This is a genomic window from Streptomyces coelicoflavus, from assembly GCF_003112555.1.
GTDB lineage: Bacteria > Actinomycetota > Actinomycetes > Streptomycetales > Streptomycetaceae > Streptomyces > Streptomyces coelicoflavus.
In genome coordinates this window covers 490,024-505,446 of the sequence record NZ_BEWB01000005.1, presented here as the reverse complement: position 1 = coordinate 505,446, position 15,423 = coordinate 490,024, and the positions used below count along the sequence as shown (strand labels likewise).

The 15,423-nt window shown below is 73.7% G+C and carries 15 protein-coding genes; 8 read left to right on the top strand and 7 right to left on the bottom strand.

Features of this window, described 5'->3' with window-relative positions; translation table 11 throughout:
* Nucleotides 1-7: 7 nt before the first annotated feature.
* The 3 genes from Sco07f_RS14130 to Sco07f_RS14120 are packed head-to-tail and all read left to right on the top strand — an operon-like array spanning nt 8 to nt 2,720.
* On the top strand, nt 8-883 hold the full coding sequence (locus tag Sco07f_RS14130; protein WP_108988113.1) for a CoA transferase subunit A: 876 nt from the start codon (nt 8-10) through the stop codon (nt 881-883).
* A complete protein-coding gene (locus tag Sco07f_RS14125) occupies nt 880-1,656 on the top strand; it encodes a CoA-transferase subunit beta (protein ID WP_108988038.1) in 777 nt (258 codons plus the stop codon). The genes Sco07f_RS14130 and Sco07f_RS14125 overlap by 4 nt, the downstream gene beginning before the upstream one ends.
* Complete coding sequence (locus Sco07f_RS14120; protein WP_108988037.1) at nt 1,653-2,720, top strand: NAD(P)H-dependent flavin oxidoreductase; 1,068 nt, start codon at nt 1,653-1,655, stop codon at nt 2,718-2,720. The genes Sco07f_RS14125 and Sco07f_RS14120 overlap by 4 nt, the downstream gene beginning before the upstream one ends.
* A 66-nt stretch (nt 2,721-2,786) precedes the next feature.
* Here the strand turns inward: Sco07f_RS14120 and Sco07f_RS14115 are convergent, their stop codons facing one another.
* Genes Sco07f_RS14115 through Sco07f_RS14100 form a run of 4 tightly spaced genes read right to left on the bottom strand, consistent with a single transcriptional unit; the run spans nt 2,787 to nt 6,587 of the window.
* Nucleotides 2,787-3,944 carry an acetyl-CoA C-acetyltransferase gene (locus tag Sco07f_RS14115; RefSeq protein ID WP_087792302.1) on the bottom strand — a complete coding sequence of 386 codons (1,158 nt, stop codon included), beginning with the start codon at nt 3,942-3,944 and terminating at the stop codon, nt 2,787-2,789.
* Between the two features lie 42 nt (nt 3,945-3,986).
* The gene (locus tag Sco07f_RS14110; protein WP_108988036.1) at nt 3,987-4,628 is read right to left on the bottom strand and encodes a TetR/AcrR family transcriptional regulator; all 642 of its coding nucleotides are present in this window, start codon (nt 4,626-4,628) and stop codon (nt 3,987-3,989) included.
* 4 nt (nt 4,629-4,632) lie between these two features.
* Nucleotides 4,633-5,424, bottom strand: coding sequence for an SDR family oxidoreductase (locus tag Sco07f_RS14105; protein ID WP_108988035.1), 792 nt, complete (start codon nt 5,422-5,424; stop codon nt 4,633-4,635).
* Nucleotides 5,421-6,587 carry an acyl-CoA dehydrogenase family protein gene (locus Sco07f_RS14100; protein WP_087792299.1) on the bottom strand — a complete coding sequence of 389 codons (1,167 nt, stop codon included), beginning with the start codon at nt 6,585-6,587 and terminating at the stop codon, nt 5,421-5,423. Before Sco07f_RS14100 ends, Sco07f_RS14105 begins: the two co-directional genes overlap by 4 nt.
* A 48-nt stretch (nt 6,588-6,635) precedes the next feature.
* Between Sco07f_RS14100 and Sco07f_RS14095 the strand changes: the two genes are divergently transcribed.
* Genes Sco07f_RS14095 through Sco07f_RS14075 form a run of 5 tightly spaced genes read left to right on the top strand, consistent with a single transcriptional unit; the run spans nt 6,636 to nt 11,657 of the window.
* On the top strand, nt 6,636-7,493 hold the full coding sequence (locus Sco07f_RS14095) for an enoyl-CoA hydratase (protein WP_108988034.1): 858 nt from the start codon (nt 6,636-6,638) through the stop codon (nt 7,491-7,493).
* Nucleotides 7,493-8,668 (top strand): acyl-CoA dehydrogenase family protein, encoded by a 1,176-nt coding sequence (locus Sco07f_RS14090; protein ID WP_108988033.1) that lies wholly within the window; start codon nt 7,493-7,495, stop codon nt 8,666-8,668. The genes Sco07f_RS14095 and Sco07f_RS14090 overlap by 1 nt, the downstream gene beginning before the upstream one ends.
* A complete protein-coding gene (locus Sco07f_RS14085; protein ID WP_108988032.1) occupies nt 8,668-9,657 on the top strand; it encodes an acyl-CoA dehydrogenase family protein in 990 nt (329 codons plus the stop codon). The genes Sco07f_RS14090 and Sco07f_RS14085 overlap by 1 nt, the downstream gene beginning before the upstream one ends.
* 45 nt (nt 9,658-9,702) lie before the next feature.
* On the top strand, nt 9,703-10,779 hold the full coding sequence (locus tag Sco07f_RS14080; protein WP_108988031.1) for an acyl-CoA dehydrogenase family protein: 1,077 nt from the start codon (nt 9,703-9,705) through the stop codon (nt 10,777-10,779).
* Nucleotides 10,780-10,814: 35 nt separating this feature from the next.
* Nucleotides 10,815-11,657: an SDR family oxidoreductase gene (locus tag Sco07f_RS14075; protein WP_108988112.1), complete on the top strand. Its 843-nt coding sequence runs from the start codon at nt 10,815-10,817 to the stop codon at nt 11,655-11,657.
* Nucleotides 11,658-11,711: 54 nt separating this feature from the next.
* Here the strand turns inward: Sco07f_RS14075 and Sco07f_RS14070 are convergent, their stop codons facing one another.
* Genes Sco07f_RS14070 through Sco07f_RS14060 form a run of 3 tightly spaced genes read right to left on the bottom strand, consistent with a single transcriptional unit; the run spans nt 11,712 to nt 15,348 of the window.
* Nucleotides 11,712-12,479: an SDR family NAD(P)-dependent oxidoreductase gene (locus Sco07f_RS14070; RefSeq protein WP_174855353.1), complete on the bottom strand. Its 768-nt coding sequence runs from the start codon at nt 12,477-12,479 to the stop codon at nt 11,712-11,714.
* 13 nt (nt 12,480-12,492) lie between these two features.
* Nucleotides 12,493-13,659 carry a 3-hydroxy-9,10-secoandrosta-1,3,5(10)-triene-9,17-dione monooxygenase oxygenase subunit gene (hsaA, locus tag Sco07f_RS14065; protein ID WP_087792294.1) on the bottom strand — a complete coding sequence of 389 codons (1,167 nt, stop codon included), beginning with the start codon at nt 13,657-13,659 and terminating at the stop codon, nt 12,493-12,495.
* A 60-nt stretch (nt 13,660-13,719) separates the two neighbouring features.
* Nucleotides 13,720-15,348: a FadD3 family acyl-CoA ligase gene (locus Sco07f_RS14060; protein WP_108988030.1), complete on the bottom strand. Its 1,629-nt coding sequence runs from the start codon at nt 15,346-15,348 to the stop codon at nt 13,720-13,722.
* Nucleotides 15,349-15,423: the final 75 nt, after the last annotated feature.

Below are 15,423 nucleotides of genomic sequence, written 5' to 3'. Positions count from 1 at the left end.
CAAGACGATGACGGCGGACGACGTCGTCGGCCGGCTGCGCAGCGGCATGACGATCGGCATCGGCGGCTGGGGCTCGCGCCGCAAGCCTATGGCCCTGGTACGGGCGCTGCTGCGCTCGGACGTCACCGATCTGACCGTGGTGTCGTACGGCGGCCCCGACGTCGGTCTGCTGGCGGCCGCGGGGAGGATCCGCAAGCTGGTCGCGGCCTTCGGCACCCTGGACTCGATACCCCTGGAGCCGCACTTCACGGCCGCCCGGCAGAGCGGGGCGTTCGAGATGGTGGAGCTGGACGAGGCGATGCTCATGTGGGGCCTGACCGCCGGGGCGCAGCGGCTGCCGTTCATCCCGGTGCGGGCCGGGCTCGGATCGGACGTGATGAAGGTCAACCCCGCGCTGCGCACGGTCCGTTCGCCCTACGACGACGGGGAGGAGCTGGTGGCGGCACCGGCTCTGCGCCTGGACGCGGCGCTGGTCCACCTCAACCGGGCCGACGCGCAGGGCAACGGCCAGTACCTGGGCCCGGACCCGTACTTCGACGACCTGTTCTGCCAGGCCGCCGACCACGCGTACGTCTCCTGCGAGCGGATCGTGGACACGGCGGACCTGCTCAAGGAGCACGGTCCCCAGACCCTGCTGGTGAAGCGCCTGTTCGTGGACGGTGTCGTGGAGACGCCGAACGGCGCGCACTTCACGTCCTGCGTCCCCGACCACGACCGTGACGAGGACTTCCAGCGCGCCTATGTCCGGGCCGCCCGCGACCCCGAGGCGTGGCAGGCGTTCGAGGCGCGGTTCCTGTGCGGGGACGAGGCCGCCTACCAGGCCGCCGTCGCGGCCTTCCACCAGAACCGGCAGGACCACCAGGACCAGCAGGAGGAAGCATGAGCGTCACCGAGACCGGCCTGCCGGCCGCGACCCGCGCCGAGTACTGCGTGGTGGCCTGCGCCGAGGCCTGGCGCGGCGACGGGGAGGTCCTCGCCAGCCCGATGGGCACCGTCCCGGCCATCGGCGCGCGGCTGGCGAAGCTCACCTTCTCGCCGGACCTGCTGCTGACCGACGGGGAGGCGCTGCTCATGGCGGACGTCCCCGCGATCGGGCAGCGGCCGGGGGCCGTGGAGGGCTGGCTGCCGTTCCGCCAGCACCTGGCGCTGACGGCCACCGGCCGACGGCACGTGATGATGGGCGCGAGCCAGCTCGACCGCCACGGCAACCAGAACATCTCCTGCATCGGCGACTGGGGCCGCCCCACCCGGCAGTTGCTCGGCGTGCGCGGGGCGCCGGTCAACACGCTGAACAATCCGACGAGTTACTGGGTGCCGAAGCACTCGGCGCGGGTGTTCGTCGAGCGGGTCGACATGGTCAGCGGCGTCGGGTACGACCGGGCCGCGGCGGCCGGTCCCGCCGCGACCCGCTACCACCGCGTCCCCGAGGTGGTCACCAACCTGGGCGTCTTCGACTTCGAGACCCCCGACCGCACGATGCGGCTGCGCTCCCTGCACCCCGGGGTCACCGTCGAGCAGGTCACCGGGGCCACCGGCTTCGCGCTGACGGTCCCCGACGAGGTGCCCTTCACCCGGGAGCCGACCGAGGCGGAGCTGCGGCTGATCCGCGAGGTCGTCGACCCGAAGGGGCTGCGGGAGCGGGAGGTCCCGGCGTGAGCGCGCCGGGCGACGGGACGTTCGCGACGCCGCTCACCGAGCTGACCGGGGTGCGGTACCCGATCGTGCAGACCGGGATGGGCTGGGTGGCCGGTCCCCGGCTGGTGTCCGCCTCCGCCAACGCGGGGGCCCTCGGCATCCTCGCCTCCGCGACGATGTCCGTGGAGCAGTTGCGGGCGGCGGTGCGGGAGGTCAAGTCCCGTACGGGCGCGCCGTTCGGCGTCAATCTGCGGGCGGACGCCGGGGACGCCGCGGACCGGGTGCGGATCATCGTCGACGAGGGCGTGCGGGTGGCGTCCTTCGCACTCGCCCCGTCCAAGGAGCTGATCGCGCGCCTCAAGGACGCCGGTGTCGTGGTCATCCCCTCGGTCGGCGCCCGGCGGCACGCGGAGAAGGTCGCCGCGTGGGGCGCGGACGCGGTGATGGTGCAGGGCGGCGAGGGCGGCGGGCACACCGGGAACGTGGCGACGTCGGTACTGCTCCCCCAGGTCGTGGACGCGGTCGGCATCCCGGTGATCGCTGCGGGCGGCTTCCACGACGGGCGCGGTCTGGTGGCCGCCCTCGCCTACGGGGCAGCCGGCATCGGGATGGGCACCCGCTTCCTGCTCACCTCCGACAGCACCGTCCCGGCGGAGGTCAAGGCGAAGTATCTGGCCGCCTCGGTCAAGGACGTCACGGTCACGACGAAGGTCGACGGCATGCCGCACCGCATGCTGCGCACCGCCATGGTCGACTCGCTGGAGCGGGCCGGCCGGGTGACGTCGAGCCTGCGGGCGCTGCGGCACGCCGCGGCGTTCCGGAAGGAGACGGGTGCGAGCTGGCCGCGGCTGGTGCGGGACGGGCTGGCGATGAAGCACGGCAAGGAACTGACCTGGGGCCAGGTGCTGCTGGCCGCCAACACCCCGATGCTGCTCAAGGCCTCGCTGGTCGAGGGGCGCACGGACATCGGGGTGATGGCCTCGGGTCAGGTGGCGGGCCTGATCGACGACCTGCCGTCCTGCACGGAACTGGTCGGGCGCATCATGACCGAGGCGCAGGCCACGCTGAAGTCGCTGCCCCGCTAGACCGCTCGGGGGCAGGTGTGAGAGGGGGCGGCCCGGGGTTCCGGACCGCCCCCTCTCTCCTGTGCCTCAGAGGCGTTCGATGATGGTGACGTTGGCGAGTCCGCCGCCCTCGCACATGGTCTGCAGGCCGTAGCGGCCGCCGGTGCGCTCCAGTTCGTGCAGCAGGGTCGTCATCAGCTTGGTGCCGGTGGCGCCGAGCGGGTGGCCGAGGGCGATGGCGCCGCCGTTGACGTTGACGCGGTCGGGGTCGGCGCCGGTCTCCTTGAGCCAGGCCAGGACGACGGGTGCGAAGGCCTCGTTGATCTCGACCAGGTCGATGTCGTCGATGGACATCCCGGCCTTCTTCAGGGCGTACGCCGTCGCCGGGATCGGCGCCGACAGCATGCGGATGGGGTCCTCGCCGCGCACCGACAGGTGGTGGACGCGGGCGCGCGGGGTCAGGCCGTGTTCGGCGACGGCCCGTTCGGAGGCGATGAGCAGTGCGGAGGCGCCGTCGGAGACCTGGGAGGACACTCCGGCGGTCAGCCGGCCGCCCTCCACGACCGGCTTCAGGGCCGCCATCTTCTCCAGTGAGGTGTCGCGGCGCGGGCCCTCGTCGCGGGTCACGTCGCCGTAGGCCACGGTCTCGCGGTCGAAGCGGCCCTCGTCGACGGCGCGTGCGGCCCGCTGGTGCGAGCGCAGCGCGAACCGCTCCATGTCCTCGCGGGAGATGTCCCAGTTCCGGGCGATGAGTTCGGCGCCGTGGAACTGGTTGACGGGTGCGTCGCCGTAGCGGGCGCGCCAGCCCTCGGAGCCCGCGTAGGGGCCGTCGGTGAGGCCGAGGGGTTCGGCGGCCTGGCGGCTGGCGAAGGCGATGGGGATCATCGACATGTTCTGGGTGCCGCCCGCGACGACCAGGTCCTGGGTGCCGGAGAGCACGCCCTGGGCGGCGAAGTGGACGGCCTGCTGGGAGGAGCCGCACTGCCGGTCGACGGTGGTGCCGGGCACCTCCTCGGGCAGGCCGGCGGCGAGCCACGCGGTGCGGGCGATGTTCCCGGCCTGCGGTCCCACGGTGTCCAGGCAGCCGAGGACGACGTCGTCGACGGCGGCCGGGTCGATGCCCGTGCGCTCGATCAGCGCCTTGAGGACGTGCGCCCCGAGGTCGGCGGGGTGGACGGCGGACAGTCCGCCCCGGCGCCGGCCGACCGGGGTGCGGACCGCTTCGACGATGTAGGCCTCGGCCATGACAGTGCTCCTTGGTGGTGGATCGGGGGTGGGCCGGGGGCGTCAGCCGCGCGGGGTGATGCCCTCCAGGACCATGGACAGGTACTGCCGGGCGATCTCCTCCGGACTGTGGGTGCCGCCGGGGCGGTACCAGGAGGCGGCCACCCAGACGGTGTCGCGCACGAACCGGTAGACGAGCCGCACGTCCAGGTCGCCGCGGAAGACCTGCTCGGCGACGCCCCGTTCCAGGGTGCGCAGCCAGGCGTTCTCGAACTTCACCTGGGAGTCGGCGAGGTAGCCGAAGCGCGGCTGGGCGGACAGGTGCCGGGACTCCTTCTGGTAGATGGCGACCGCGGGGCCGTGCCGGTCGATCTGCCGGAAGGACTCGGTGACGAGGGCCTCGATGGTCTCCCGCGGTCCGAGTCCGGCGGCGAGCACGGTGTCGTAGCCGGCCCACAGCTCGTCCAGGAAGGCGGTGAGGATCTCGTCCAGCATCGACTCCTTGGAGTCGAAGTGGTAGTAGAGGCTGCCCGCGAGCATCCCGGCGGCGTCGGCGATGCGGCGGACGGTGGTGGCGTTGTAGCCCTGGTCGGCGAAGACCTGGGCGGCGGTGGCAAGGATCTCGGCGCGGCGCTCGGCGGCGGAGGACGAGGGGGTGGACGACGAGGACGTGGACGACGACGAGGCTGAGGAGTTGCTCTTCATCCGCTCATGCTCTCTGACTGCTGACCGAAACCGTCTCACCGGTCATGTACGACGCGTAGCCGCTGGCCAGGAAGACGATGACGTTGGCGATCTCCCACGGCTCGGCGTACCGGCCGAAGGCCTCGCGTTCGGTGAGCGAGGCGAGGAGTTCGGGGGTGGTGACCTTCACCAGGTGCGGGTGCATGGCGAGGCTCGGGGCGACGGCGTTGACCCGTACGCCGAAGTCGGCGGCCTCCAGGGCGGCGCACCGGGTGAGGGCCATGACCCCGGCCTTGGCGGCGGCGTAGTGGGCCTGCCCGCGCTGGGCCCGCCAGCCGATGACGGAGGCGTTGTTCACGACGACACCTCCCTCGCCGTCCTGCTCCTTGAACCGGCGCAGGGCGGCCCGGGTGCAGCGGAAGGTGCCGTTCAGCGTGACGTCGAGGACCTTGGCCCACTGGTCGTCGGTCATGTCGACGAGGTCCGCGGTGCCGCCGAGTCCGGCGTTGTTGACCACGACGTCGAGGCCGCCGTGGCGTTCGGCGGCGAGCGCGAACAGGGCGTCGACCTGCCGCTGGTCGGTGACGTCGCAGGGCAGCGAGGCCACGCGGTCGGCGCCGAACTCCTCGGCGAGGGCGGCGGTGCTCTCGCCGAGGCGCCGTTCGTGCGCGTCGCCGATGACGACGCGGGCGCCCTCCTCCAGGAACCGGCGGGCGGTGGCGCCGCCGATCCCGGCACCGGCGGCGGCGGTGACGACGGCGGTGCGCCCGGCCAGGAGCGAGTGCCCCGGCACGTACGGTGGCGGCTTCGGGGTCACGGGCGGGCCTCCTTGGGCAGGCCGAGGACTCGCTCGGCGATGATGTTGCGCTGGATCTCGTTGGACCCGGCGTAGATGGTGTCGGAGCGGGAGAAGAGGAACAGCCGCTGCCAGTCGTCGAGGTCGTAGGGCTCACCGGCGGCGAGCATGCCGCCCGCGCCGCACACGTCCATGGCGAGTTCGCCCAGTTCACGGTGCCAGGTGGCCCAGAAGATCTTGCCGATGGACGCCTCGGGGCCGGGTGCGCCGGACGCGACGCCGTCCAGCATCCGCAGGGCGTTGCATCGGATGGTCTCGAGTCCCGTCCAGGCGCGGGCGAGCCGGTCGCGGATCAGCGGGTCGTCCGCCGCGCCGTTGCGTCCGGCCGTCTCGACGAGGGTCTCCAGCTCGCGCCGGAAGCCGACCTGCTGGCCCAGGGTGGAGACCCCGCGTTCGAATCCGAGGGTGGCCATGGCCACGCGCCAGCCGTCGCCGGGGGCGCCGACGATGTGGTCGGCACGGGTGCGGGCGCCGTCGAAGAACACCTCGTTGAACTCGGAGGTGCCGGTCAGCTGGGTGATGGGCCGGACCTCGACGCCGGGCTGGTCCAGCGGGACCAGGAGGTAGGACAGTCCGTGGTGGCGCCGCGACCCGGGTTCGGTCCGGGCGACGACGAAGCACCACTGGGACTCGTGGGCCAGTGACGTCCAGATCTTCTGCCCGGTGACCACCCAGTGGTCGCCGTCGCGTTCGGCGCGGGTGCGCACGTTGGCCAGGTCGGACCCGGCGTCGGGCTCGCTGTAGCCCTGGCACCACAGTTCCTCGGCGGCGACGATCGGCGGCAGGAACCTGGCCCGCTGCTCGGGGGTGCCGAAGGCGATCAGGGTGGGGCCGAGCAGCTGCTCGGCGATGTGGTTGACCCGGGCGGGCGCGTCGGCCAGGGCGTACTCCTCGTGGAAGGCGACCTGCTGCTCGAGGGTCGCGCCCCGGCCGCCGTACTCCTCGGGCCAGCCGACGCAGGTCCAGCCGGCGGCGGCCATGTGCCGTTCCCACTCGAGCCGTTCGGCGAAGACCTCGTGCTCACGCCCCGGGCCGCCGCGGCCCCGCAGGGCGGCGAAGTCACCGGTGAGGTGGGTGGCCAGCCAGCCGCGGATCTCGGCGCGGAACTCCTCGACGCTGCTCATGCCGTTACGTTAATCTACCAAACACTTGTTAGGGAAGGAGGGCCGACGATGTCCGCTGCCCAAGACGGGACCGGCGAACCCGTGCGCTACGAGAAGCAGGGTCCGGTCGCGACGGTCACCATGAACCGCCCCGAGTACCGCAACGCCCAGAACTCCGCGATGACCTACGCCCTGGACCGGGCCTTCTACCGGGCCGCCGAGGACGACGAGGTGAAGACCGTCGTCCTCGCCGGAGCGGGCAAGCACTTCTCCGCGGGCCACGACATCGGCACCCCCGAGCGGGACGCCCACCTGCCGTTCGAGCGCCGCGCGGGACTGTGGTGGGACCACTCGGACAAGCAGGGTGCGGAGAGCCGCTTCGCCCGCGAGTCCGAGGTGTACCTGGGCATGTGCCGCCGCTGGCGGGAGCTGCCCAAGCCGGTCGTCGCCTCCGTGCAGGGCGCCTGTGTGGCGGGCGGGCTGATGCTCGCCTGGGTGTGCGACCTGATCGTGGCCTCCGAGGACGCGTTCTTCGCCGACCCGGTGGTGCGCATGGGCATACCCGGCGTCGAGTACTTCGCCCACCCGTGGGTGATGCCGCCGCGCGTCGCCAAGGAGTTCCTGTTCACCGGGGACCGCATGAGCGCCCGCCGCGCGTACGAGGTCGGCATGGTCAACCGTGTCGTTCCCCGCGAGGAACTGTCCGGTGAGACACAGGCGTTGGCGCTGCGCATCGCCGAAATGCCCCGCCTGGGCCTCGCGCTGACCAAGCGGGCCGTGAACCAGGCCGAGGATCTCCAGGGGCTGCACGCCGGCATGGACTCGGTGTTCGGCCTGCACCATCTGGCGCACGCGCACAACGCCGAGACCGCGCCGGACGCGCTCGGCGGCATGGACATCCGGGCGATGAAGAAGGCGGGCGGCTGATGGACCTCGACTTCAGCGAGGCGGACGAGACCTTCCGCGCCGAGGCCCGCGACTGGCTGGCGGCCCATGTGCCGGCCACTCCCCTGCCGTCCCTGGAGAGCGCCGAGGGCTTCGCCGCCCACCGGGAGTGGGAGGCCGAACTGGCCGCCGACCGCTGGTCGGTGGTGTCCTGGCCCGAGGAGTTCGGCGGGCGGGGCGCCTCGATCCTGCGCTGGCTGGTCTTCGAGGAGGAGTACTTCGCGGCCGGCGCCCCCGGACGCGTCAGCCAGAACGGCATCAACCTGCTCGCCCCCACCCTCTTCGAGCACGGCACCCCCGAGCAGCGGGCGCGGATCCTGCCCGCGATGGCGAGCGGCGAGGCGATCTGGGCACAGGCCTGGTCCGAGCCCGAGTCCGGCTCCGACCTGGCCTCGCTCAGGTCGACGGCCCGGCGCACCGAGGGCGGCTGGCTGCTCGGCGGCCAGAAGACGTGGTCCTCGCGGGCCGCGTTCGCCGACCGGGCCTTCGGCCTGTTCCGCAGCGACCCGGACGCCGACAAGCCCCACCGCGGGCTGACGTACCTGATGTTCCCGCTGGACGCCGAGGGCGTCACGGTGCGGCCCGTCGGACGTCTCGACGGCAGACCGGCCTTCGCGGAACTCTTCCTGGACGACGTGTTCGTGCCGGACGAGGACGTCATCGGCGAGGTGGGCCAGGGCTGGCGGGTGGCGATGAGCACCACCGGCAACGAGCGCGGCCTCACCCTGCGCAGCCCGGGCCGTTTCACCGCCGCCGCCGACCGGCTGACCGCGCTGTGGCGCGAGCACGGCGACCCGGCCGACTCCGCGCTGCGCGACCGGGTCGCCGACGCGGTGATCGGCGCCCGCGCCTACCGGCTGTTCTCCTACGCGGGCGCCTCCCGCATCCTGCACGACGAGGGCGGCCCGGCCGGCGCCGCCTCCAGCCTCAACAAGGTCTTCTGGTCGGAGCTGGACATCGCCCTGCACGAGACGGCCCTGGACCTGCTGGGCCCGTACGGCGAACTCGCCGACCACGCCCCCGAGTCGCCGGACCACGGCGCCTGGGCCGAGGGACACACCTTCTCCCTGGCCGGGCCCATCTACGCGGGCACCAACGAGATCCAGCGCGACATCATCGCCGAGCGGCTGCTCGGCCTGCCGAAGGGACGCCGGTGATGCGGTTCCTCCTCGACGCCGAGCAGCGGGAGTTCGCCCGCTCCCTCGACGGACTCCTCGCCTCCTCGGACACCCCGGCGGCCGTACGGTCCTGGGCCGCCGGGGACCATGCCCCGGGACGGGCGCTGTGGGCGCGGCTGTCCGAGGCCGGGGTGTTCGCCCTCGCGGTGCCGGAGCGCCACGACGGGCTCGGTCCGCTGCCGCTCGACCTCGCCGTCGCCTTCACCGAGCTGGGGCGACACGCCGTACCCGGCCCGCTGGTCGAGACGGTCGCCGCGGCGGCCCTCCTCGACCGGCTCGGCGACCCGGACGCGGCCGCCGCGCACCTCCCCGGCATCGCCTCGGGCAAGACCGTCGCCGCCCTCTGCCTGACCGCCCTCGGCCCGTACGCCCTCGACGCCGACGCGGCCGACACGGTGCTGGTCGTGGACGGCGACGTACTGCGCGCGGGCGCCGCGCCGGGTCCCGTACAGCCGTCGGCCGACCCGGCGCGCCGCCTGTCTCGGCCGTCTTCCGGCGGGACGGTGCTGGCCCGGGGCCCCGCGGTGGCCTCGGCCGCCGCACACGCCGCCGACGTCGCCGCGCTGGCCACCGCGGCCCAGTCCCTGGGGCTCGGCCGCGCGCTGCTCGCCCGGACCGTCGAGTACGTCAAGCAGCGCACCCAGTTCGGTGTGCCCGTCGGCTCCTTCCAGGCCGTCAAGCACCGGCTGGCGGACACGCTGATCGCCCTGGAGTTCGCCGAGCCGCTGGTGCACGGCGCGGCACTCGCTCTCGCCGCCGGTTCTCCGGAGGCCGGCCGGGACGTCGCCGCCGCCAAGGCCACGGCGGGCGAGGCAGCCCACCGGGCCGGGCGCACCGCCCTTCAACTGCACGGGGCGGTCGGCTACACCGACGAGCTGGACCTGTCCCTGTGGATCCGCAAGGCCCGTCCGCTGCGCGACGCCTGGGGCACCCCGGCCGCCTGCCGGGCCCGCGTCCTGGCCGCCTGACCGCGCGGCACCACCGCGCGCCACACACCCGAGGGGAGCAGCCCGATGAGGCTGACGGAGGAGCAGGAAGAACTGCGGTCGGCCGTACGGTCGTTGCTGACCCGGCACGAAGGGGAGGCGGCGTGGCGGCCGTTGACCGAGCAGGTCGGCGTCGCCGCACTCGCCGTACCGGAGGAGTACGGGGGCGCGGGCGGCGGCGCCCGGGACGTGCACGTGGTGATGGAGGAGCTGGGCCGGTGCCTGAGTCCGCTGCCGGTGCTCGGCTCGGCGGTGCTCACGGCGGGGGCGCTGCTCGCCTCCGGCGACAAGGAGGCCTGCGGCCGCCTGCTGCCGCCGCTGGCCGAAGGGCGCTCGGTGGGCACGCTGGCCTGGGCCGAACAGGGCTCCTGGGACCCGGCGGCGGTGCGCACCCGCGCCGTACCGGGGCCCGGCGGCGGCGCCTGGTTCCTCAGCGGCGTCAAGGAGCACGTGCTGGACTGGCCGGACATGGACGTGCTGGTCGTCGCGGCCCGGACGGCGGCCGGTGTCTCCCTGTTCGAGGTGGCGGCGGACGCGCCCGGAGCGCGCCGCGAACCGGTCGTCACGATGGACGGCACCCGGAGCCAGGCCCGGTGGGCCCTGGACGGCGCCGAGGGGCGCCCGGTCGGGGTCGCGGGCGACGGGGAGCGGGTCCTGGCGCACGTGCGGGACCTGGCCTGCGCGGCGCTCGCGGCCGAGCAGGTGGGCGCCGCCGAGCGCTGTCTCGAACTCACCGTCGCCCACGCCCGCGACCGGGTCCAGTTCGGGCGGGCCATCGGCTCGTTCCAGGCGGTCAAGCACCGGCTGGCGGACGCCTACGTGCTGGTGGAGTCCGCGCGTTCGGCCGCGCTGGGCGCGGCCTTCGCCGCCGACGAGGACCCCGGCGCACTGCCGCGGGCCGCCGCCGTCGCCAAGTCGGTGTGCTCCGAGGCGTTCTCGGCGGTGGCCGGGGAGACGATCCAGCTGCACGGCGGGATCGGCATCACCTGGGAGCACGACGCGCACCGCTACTTCAAGCGGGCGCACGGAGCGGGCGAGCTCTTCGGCCCGCCCGCCTCGCACCGGGCACGGCTCGCCGCCGGGCTCGGACTCACCTCGCAGTGAACCGCCGCCCCAGCTGACCGGAGAGGCCAGTGGACATGGACACCGACACCGACACCGACATCGACACCGACACGGACACGGACACGGACACGGACATCAACGACTCGTTGGACTTCACGGGGCGCGTGGTGCTCGTCACCGGCGGCACCAAGGGCATCGGTGCCGCCATCGCGGAGGCGTTCCTCGCGGCCGGGGCCGACGTGGTGGTCTGCGGCCGCAACGCGCCGGGCACCCCGCCGGCGGCAGGGGGCAGGGAGGCGGTCTTCGTCGCCGCCGACGTGCGCGATCCGGCGGCGGCGGCGCAGCTCGTCGACCGTACGGTCGAGCGCTTCGGCCGTCTCGACGTGCTCGTCAACAACGCGGGCGGCTCGCCGGACGCGGACGCGGCGACCGTCTCGCCGCGCTTCGTGGAGAAGATCGTCGCGCTCAACCTGCTCGCGCCGTTCTACGTGGCGCAGGCGGCCTACCGGGCCATGCGGGCACGGCCGGGCGGCGGCTCGGTCGTCAACATCGGGAGCGTCTCCGCGCACGATCCGCAGCCGGGCACGGCCGCGTACACGGCCGCCAAGGCGGGGCTGCTGGCCCTCACGAAGGCGCTGGCCCTGGAGTGGGCGCCCGAGGTGCGGGTCAACCACATCACCACCGGCCTGATCCGCACCGAGAGCGCGGCGTCCGTCTACGGCGCGGACGGCGGCGCCTCGGTGGCCGGCGTGATCCCGATGGAGCGGATGGCCGTGCCCGGGGACGTGGCGCGGGCCTGCCTGTTCCTGGCGAGCGACCTGTCGGCGTACGTCAACGGGGCGGACCTCGCGGTGCACGGCGGCGGGGAGTTCCCGGCGCGGTTCCTCGCCGCGAGGGCGGCGGGCCAGGGGGTGTGAGGGACATGCCGGAGCCCGGGAGAGAGCGTGCCGCCTCTCCCGGGCTCGGGTCCGTCACGGCAGGTCGGGGGCCCAGGCCACGCCGTTGATGTGCGAACCGCCGTCGACGAAGAGGGTGTTGCCGGTGACGTACCGGGCGTCCTCGCCGGCGAGGAACAGCGCGGCCGGGGCGATGTCCTCGTCCGGGTCGCCCATCCTCCCCATCGGGTTCATGGCCCCGACCTGCCGCTCCAGCTCGGGGTTGGCGCTCATCCGCCGCCGGAAGGCCGCGCTCTTCGCGCCGGGGCAGATCGCGTTGACGACGACCCCGGTGGGGGCCCACTCCCGGGCGGCGGTGCGGGTCAGGGTGCGCAGGGCCTCCTTGGCGGCGTTGTACTCCAGGGTGCCCATGTGGGCGTTCACGCCGTTGAGGCTGCACATGTTGACGACCCGGCCCCAGCCGCGCTCCCGCATGTGCGGGAACGCCGCCCGCATCGCCCAGAACGGGCCGTAGAAGCCGATGCCCATACCCCGGGCCAGCATCTCGTCGGTCTTGTTCTCCACCCGGCCGAGGTCGCCGACCGCCCAGGCGTTGTTGACCAGGATGTCGACGCCGCCGAACTCCCGCACCGCGGTGTCGACCATGGCCAGCACCTGTGCCCTGTCGCCGACGTCGGTGCGCAGGAAGCGGCCGCCGATCGCGGCGGCCACCGCCCGGCCGGTCTCCTCGTTCACCTCCGCGACCAGCACCCTGGCACCCTCGGCGGCGAACCGCCGGGCCACCGCGGCGCCGATGCCGTCCCCGGCGCCGGTGACGATCGCGACGCGTCCTTCGAGCCGCATGATGTGCTCCTCCTCAGACCAGGTTGTCCTCCACCGTGAGGCCGAACGCCCCGCGGCCGTACATGGCGAGCGCGCGTTCCACGTCGTTGGCGACGTGCACGCTGCCCGCGTGGGCGTCGCGCCAGGCGCGCTCGACGGGGTTGCCGCGGCGCAGCGCGTTGCCGCCGGCGGTCTTGAAGAGCAGGTCGATCGCGGCGACGGCCCGTTCGGTGCCCCGGACCTGGTCGCGCCGGGTGCGCAGCCGCAGCTCCATGGGTATCTCCCGGCCCGCGGCGGCGAGTTCGGACAGCTCGCGCAGGTTGCGGTCCATCTGGAGGACGGTCGCGTCGATGTCGGAGGCGGCGCGCGCGATGGCGACCTGGGCGAAGGGGTCCTCGGTGAACCGGCCACCGCCCAGGCTGAGCCGCACCCGCTCCTTCATCAGCGACACGTACGACTCGTAGCCGCCGGACACCGCGCCGATCACCGGTGCCGTGATGGCGCTGGTGAAGATGGCGCCGAACGGCAGCCGGTACAGCGGCCCCTTGTTGACCTGCTGACCGGGCACCTTCAGCCGGGCCTGCTCGTAGTTGCGCAGCACCCGGTGGCCGGGCACGAACGCCGTCTCGACGACGATGTCGTTGCTGGCGGTGCCGCGCAGTCCGACCACGTCCCAGGCGTCCTCGATGGTGTAGTCGGACCGGGGCACTAGGACCGTGAGGAAGTCCACCGGCCGTCCCTCGGCGCCGACGACGAGGGCGCCGAGCAGGGCCCAGGTGGCGTGTTCGCAGCCGGAGGAGAAGCTCCAGCGGCCGGTGAGCCGGTAGCCGCCGTCGACGGGGGTGAGCCGGCCCACCGGCGCGTACGACGAGGAGATGCGGGTGTCGGGGTCCTCGCCCCAGACGTCGTCCTGCGCCCGGCGCGGGAACAGGCCGAGTTGCCAGGGGTGCACGCCCAGCACCGAGGCTACCCAGCCGGTGGAGCAGCAGACGGCGGAGATCGCCCGCACCACCTGGTAGAAGTCGACCGGGTCGCTCTCCAGGCCGCCGTAGCGGGCGGGTTGGAGCATGCGGAAGACGCCCGCCCCGGTCAGTTCGCGGACCGTGGCCTCCGGTATGCGGCGTGCCTCGTCGGCGGCGACGGCCCGCTTGCCGATGCCGGGCAGCAGGGCGCGTACCGACTCCAGAACCTGATTACCCATCATGCGTCCTCCCGGCCCCGGGGGGCCGTGTCCGTGCGGTGCGTGGTGGCGCCGCGGGTGTCAGTCGGTGCGCAGCGCGGCCTTGTCGACCTTGCCGGCGGCGTTGCGCGGCAGCGCCCCCAGGACGACGACCTCGCGGGGGACCTTGAAGTTGGCGAGCCGCTCGCGGCACCAGTCGAGCAGGGCGACCGGGTCGCTCCCGGCGCCCGAGCGGGCCGTCACGTAGGCCCGGCCGACCTCTCCGAGGCGTGCGTCGGGGACGCCGATCACGGCGGCCTCCGCGACGGCGTCGTGTCCGGTGAGGACCTGCTCGATCTCGGCCGGGTAGACGTTGAACCCGCCGACCACGAACATGTCCTTGGAGCGGCCGGTGAGCACCAGGTTGCCGCGCGGGTCGAAGTGGCCGACGTCGCCGGTGGCCAGCCAGCCGTCGGCGTCGACGGCCGCCGCGCCGGCCGCCGGGTCGTCCAGGTAGCCGAGCATCACGTTGTAGCCGCGGACCAGGATCTCGCCGTCCCGGCCCGCGGGCAGCGGCCGCCGGTCGCCGTCGGCGATGCGCACCTCGACGCCGTCGATGGGGCGGCCCGCGGTCAGCGCCACGGTCTCCGCGTCGTCGTCGGCGGAGCAGACGCTGACCGTGCCGCAGGACTCGGTGAGCCCGTAGGCGGTGAGCACCTCGGGGAACAGTTCGGCCCGCATGCGCCGGACCAGGGCGACCGGCACCACGGCGGCGCCGGTCACCGCGAGGCGCAGCGAGGACAGGTCGAACTGGGACCGGTCGGGGGCGTCGAGCAGTTCGGTGTAGATGGTGGGCGGGCCCGGTAGGACGCTGATCCGTTCGGTCTCGACGGCGCGCAGGGCCCGGTTCACGTCGAAGACCGGTTGCAGCACCATCGTGGTGCCCCGCAGGAGACAGGCCAGTACGCCCGCCTTGTAGCCGAAGCAGTGGAAGAGCGGGTTGAGGATCAGATAGCGGTCGTCGCCGGTGACTCCGGTGCGTGCGCTCCAGGCCCGGTAGGTGGCGAGGTTCTGGCGGTGCGTGGTCAGCGCGCCCTTGGGGCGGCCGGTGGTGCCCGAGGTGAAGAGCAGGTCGGACGGGTCGTCGGGGCGCACGGAGGCGGTGCGGACGGTGACCTCGTCGTCGGGCAGGTGGGCGCCGTAGGCGAGGAAGGTCCCCCAGGGCAGGGTGCCGGGGCGGTCCTCTCGGTCACGTGCGCCGTCCTCGTCGCCGTCGAGCGTCACCACGGCTGCCAGGCCCGGCAGGGACGGTACGGGGTGCGTCTCCTCCCCTGCCTCCGCTGCCTCCGCGCCGTCCCTCAGCATGGCCAGGTAGTCCTTGCCGAGGAAGCCGTTCTCGACGAACAGCACTCTGGCCGCGCCGCGTTCGAGCAGCCAGCGGGCCTCGCCGCCCTTGTAGCGGGTGTTGACGGGCACCAGTACCGCACCGGCCGAGGTGACGGCGAGCGCGGCCACGACCCAGCGGTGACTGTTGGGCGCCCAGACGGCGATCCGGTCGCCGGGCCGGGTGCCGAGGGCGATCAGCGACTTGACGGCTGCCCCCACCTGGTCGCGCAGTTCCCTCCAGGTCAGCCGTACGTCGTCGTCCACCAGCGCCTCCCGGTCGGGGGCGCGGGCGGCGGCGAGGTCCAGGGCGCCGGGGATCGTGAGTGGGGGCTCGGGCTCGCTCATCTGCTCTCCGGGAGGGAACGGCGTACGCGGACGGTGGGAGTGCGGTGCTGCGGCGCGCGGGAGGGTGTGCCGCTC

Excerpts from the sequence above, each read along its gene's own strand:
- Sco07f_RS14130 (WP_108988113.1), top strand. The coding sequence starts at position 8 with ATGACGGCGGACGACGTCGTCGGCCGGCTGCGCAGCGGCATGACGATC.
- Sco07f_RS14125 (WP_108988038.1), top strand. The coding sequence starts at position 880 with ATGAGCGTCACCGAGACCGGCCTGCCGGCCGCGACCCGCGCCGAGTAC.
- Sco07f_RS14115 (WP_087792302.1), bottom strand. The coding sequence starts at position 3,944 with ATGGCCGAGGCCTACATCGTCGAAGCGGTCCGCACCCCGGTCGGCCGG.
- Sco07f_RS14110 (WP_108988036.1), bottom strand. The coding sequence starts at position 4,628 with ATGAAGAGCAACTCCTCAGCCTCGTCGTCGTCCACGTCCTCGTCGTCC.
- Sco07f_RS14100 (WP_087792299.1), bottom strand. The coding sequence starts at position 6,587 with ATGAGCAGCGTCGAGGAGTTCCGCGCCGAGATCCGCGGCTGGCTGGCC.
- Sco07f_RS14095 (WP_108988034.1), top strand. The coding sequence starts at position 6,636 with ATGTCCGCTGCCCAAGACGGGACCGGCGAACCCGTGCGCTACGAGAAG.
- Sco07f_RS14090 (WP_108988033.1), top strand. The coding sequence starts at position 7,493 with ATGGACCTCGACTTCAGCGAGGCGGACGAGACCTTCCGCGCCGAGGCC.
- Sco07f_RS14085 (WP_108988032.1), top strand. The coding sequence starts at position 8,668 with ATGCGGTTCCTCCTCGACGCCGAGCAGCGGGAGTTCGCCCGCTCCCTC.
- Sco07f_RS14080 (WP_108988031.1), top strand. The coding sequence starts at position 9,703 with ATGAGGCTGACGGAGGAGCAGGAAGAACTGCGGTCGGCCGTACGGTCG.
- Sco07f_RS14075 (WP_108988112.1), top strand. The coding sequence starts at position 10,815 with ATGGACACCGACACCGACACCGACATCGACACCGACACGGACACGGAC.
- Sco07f_RS14070 (WP_174855353.1), bottom strand. The coding sequence starts at position 12,479 with ATGCGGCTCGAAGGACGCGTCGCGATCGTCACCGGCGCCGGGGACGGC.
- hsaA (WP_087792294.1), bottom strand. The coding sequence starts at position 13,659 with ATGGGTAATCAGGTTCTGGAGTCGGTACGCGCCCTGCTGCCCGGCATC.
- Sco07f_RS14060 (WP_108988030.1), bottom strand. The coding sequence starts at position 15,348 with ATGAGCGAGCCCGAGCCCCCACTCACGATCCCCGGCGCCCTGGACCTC.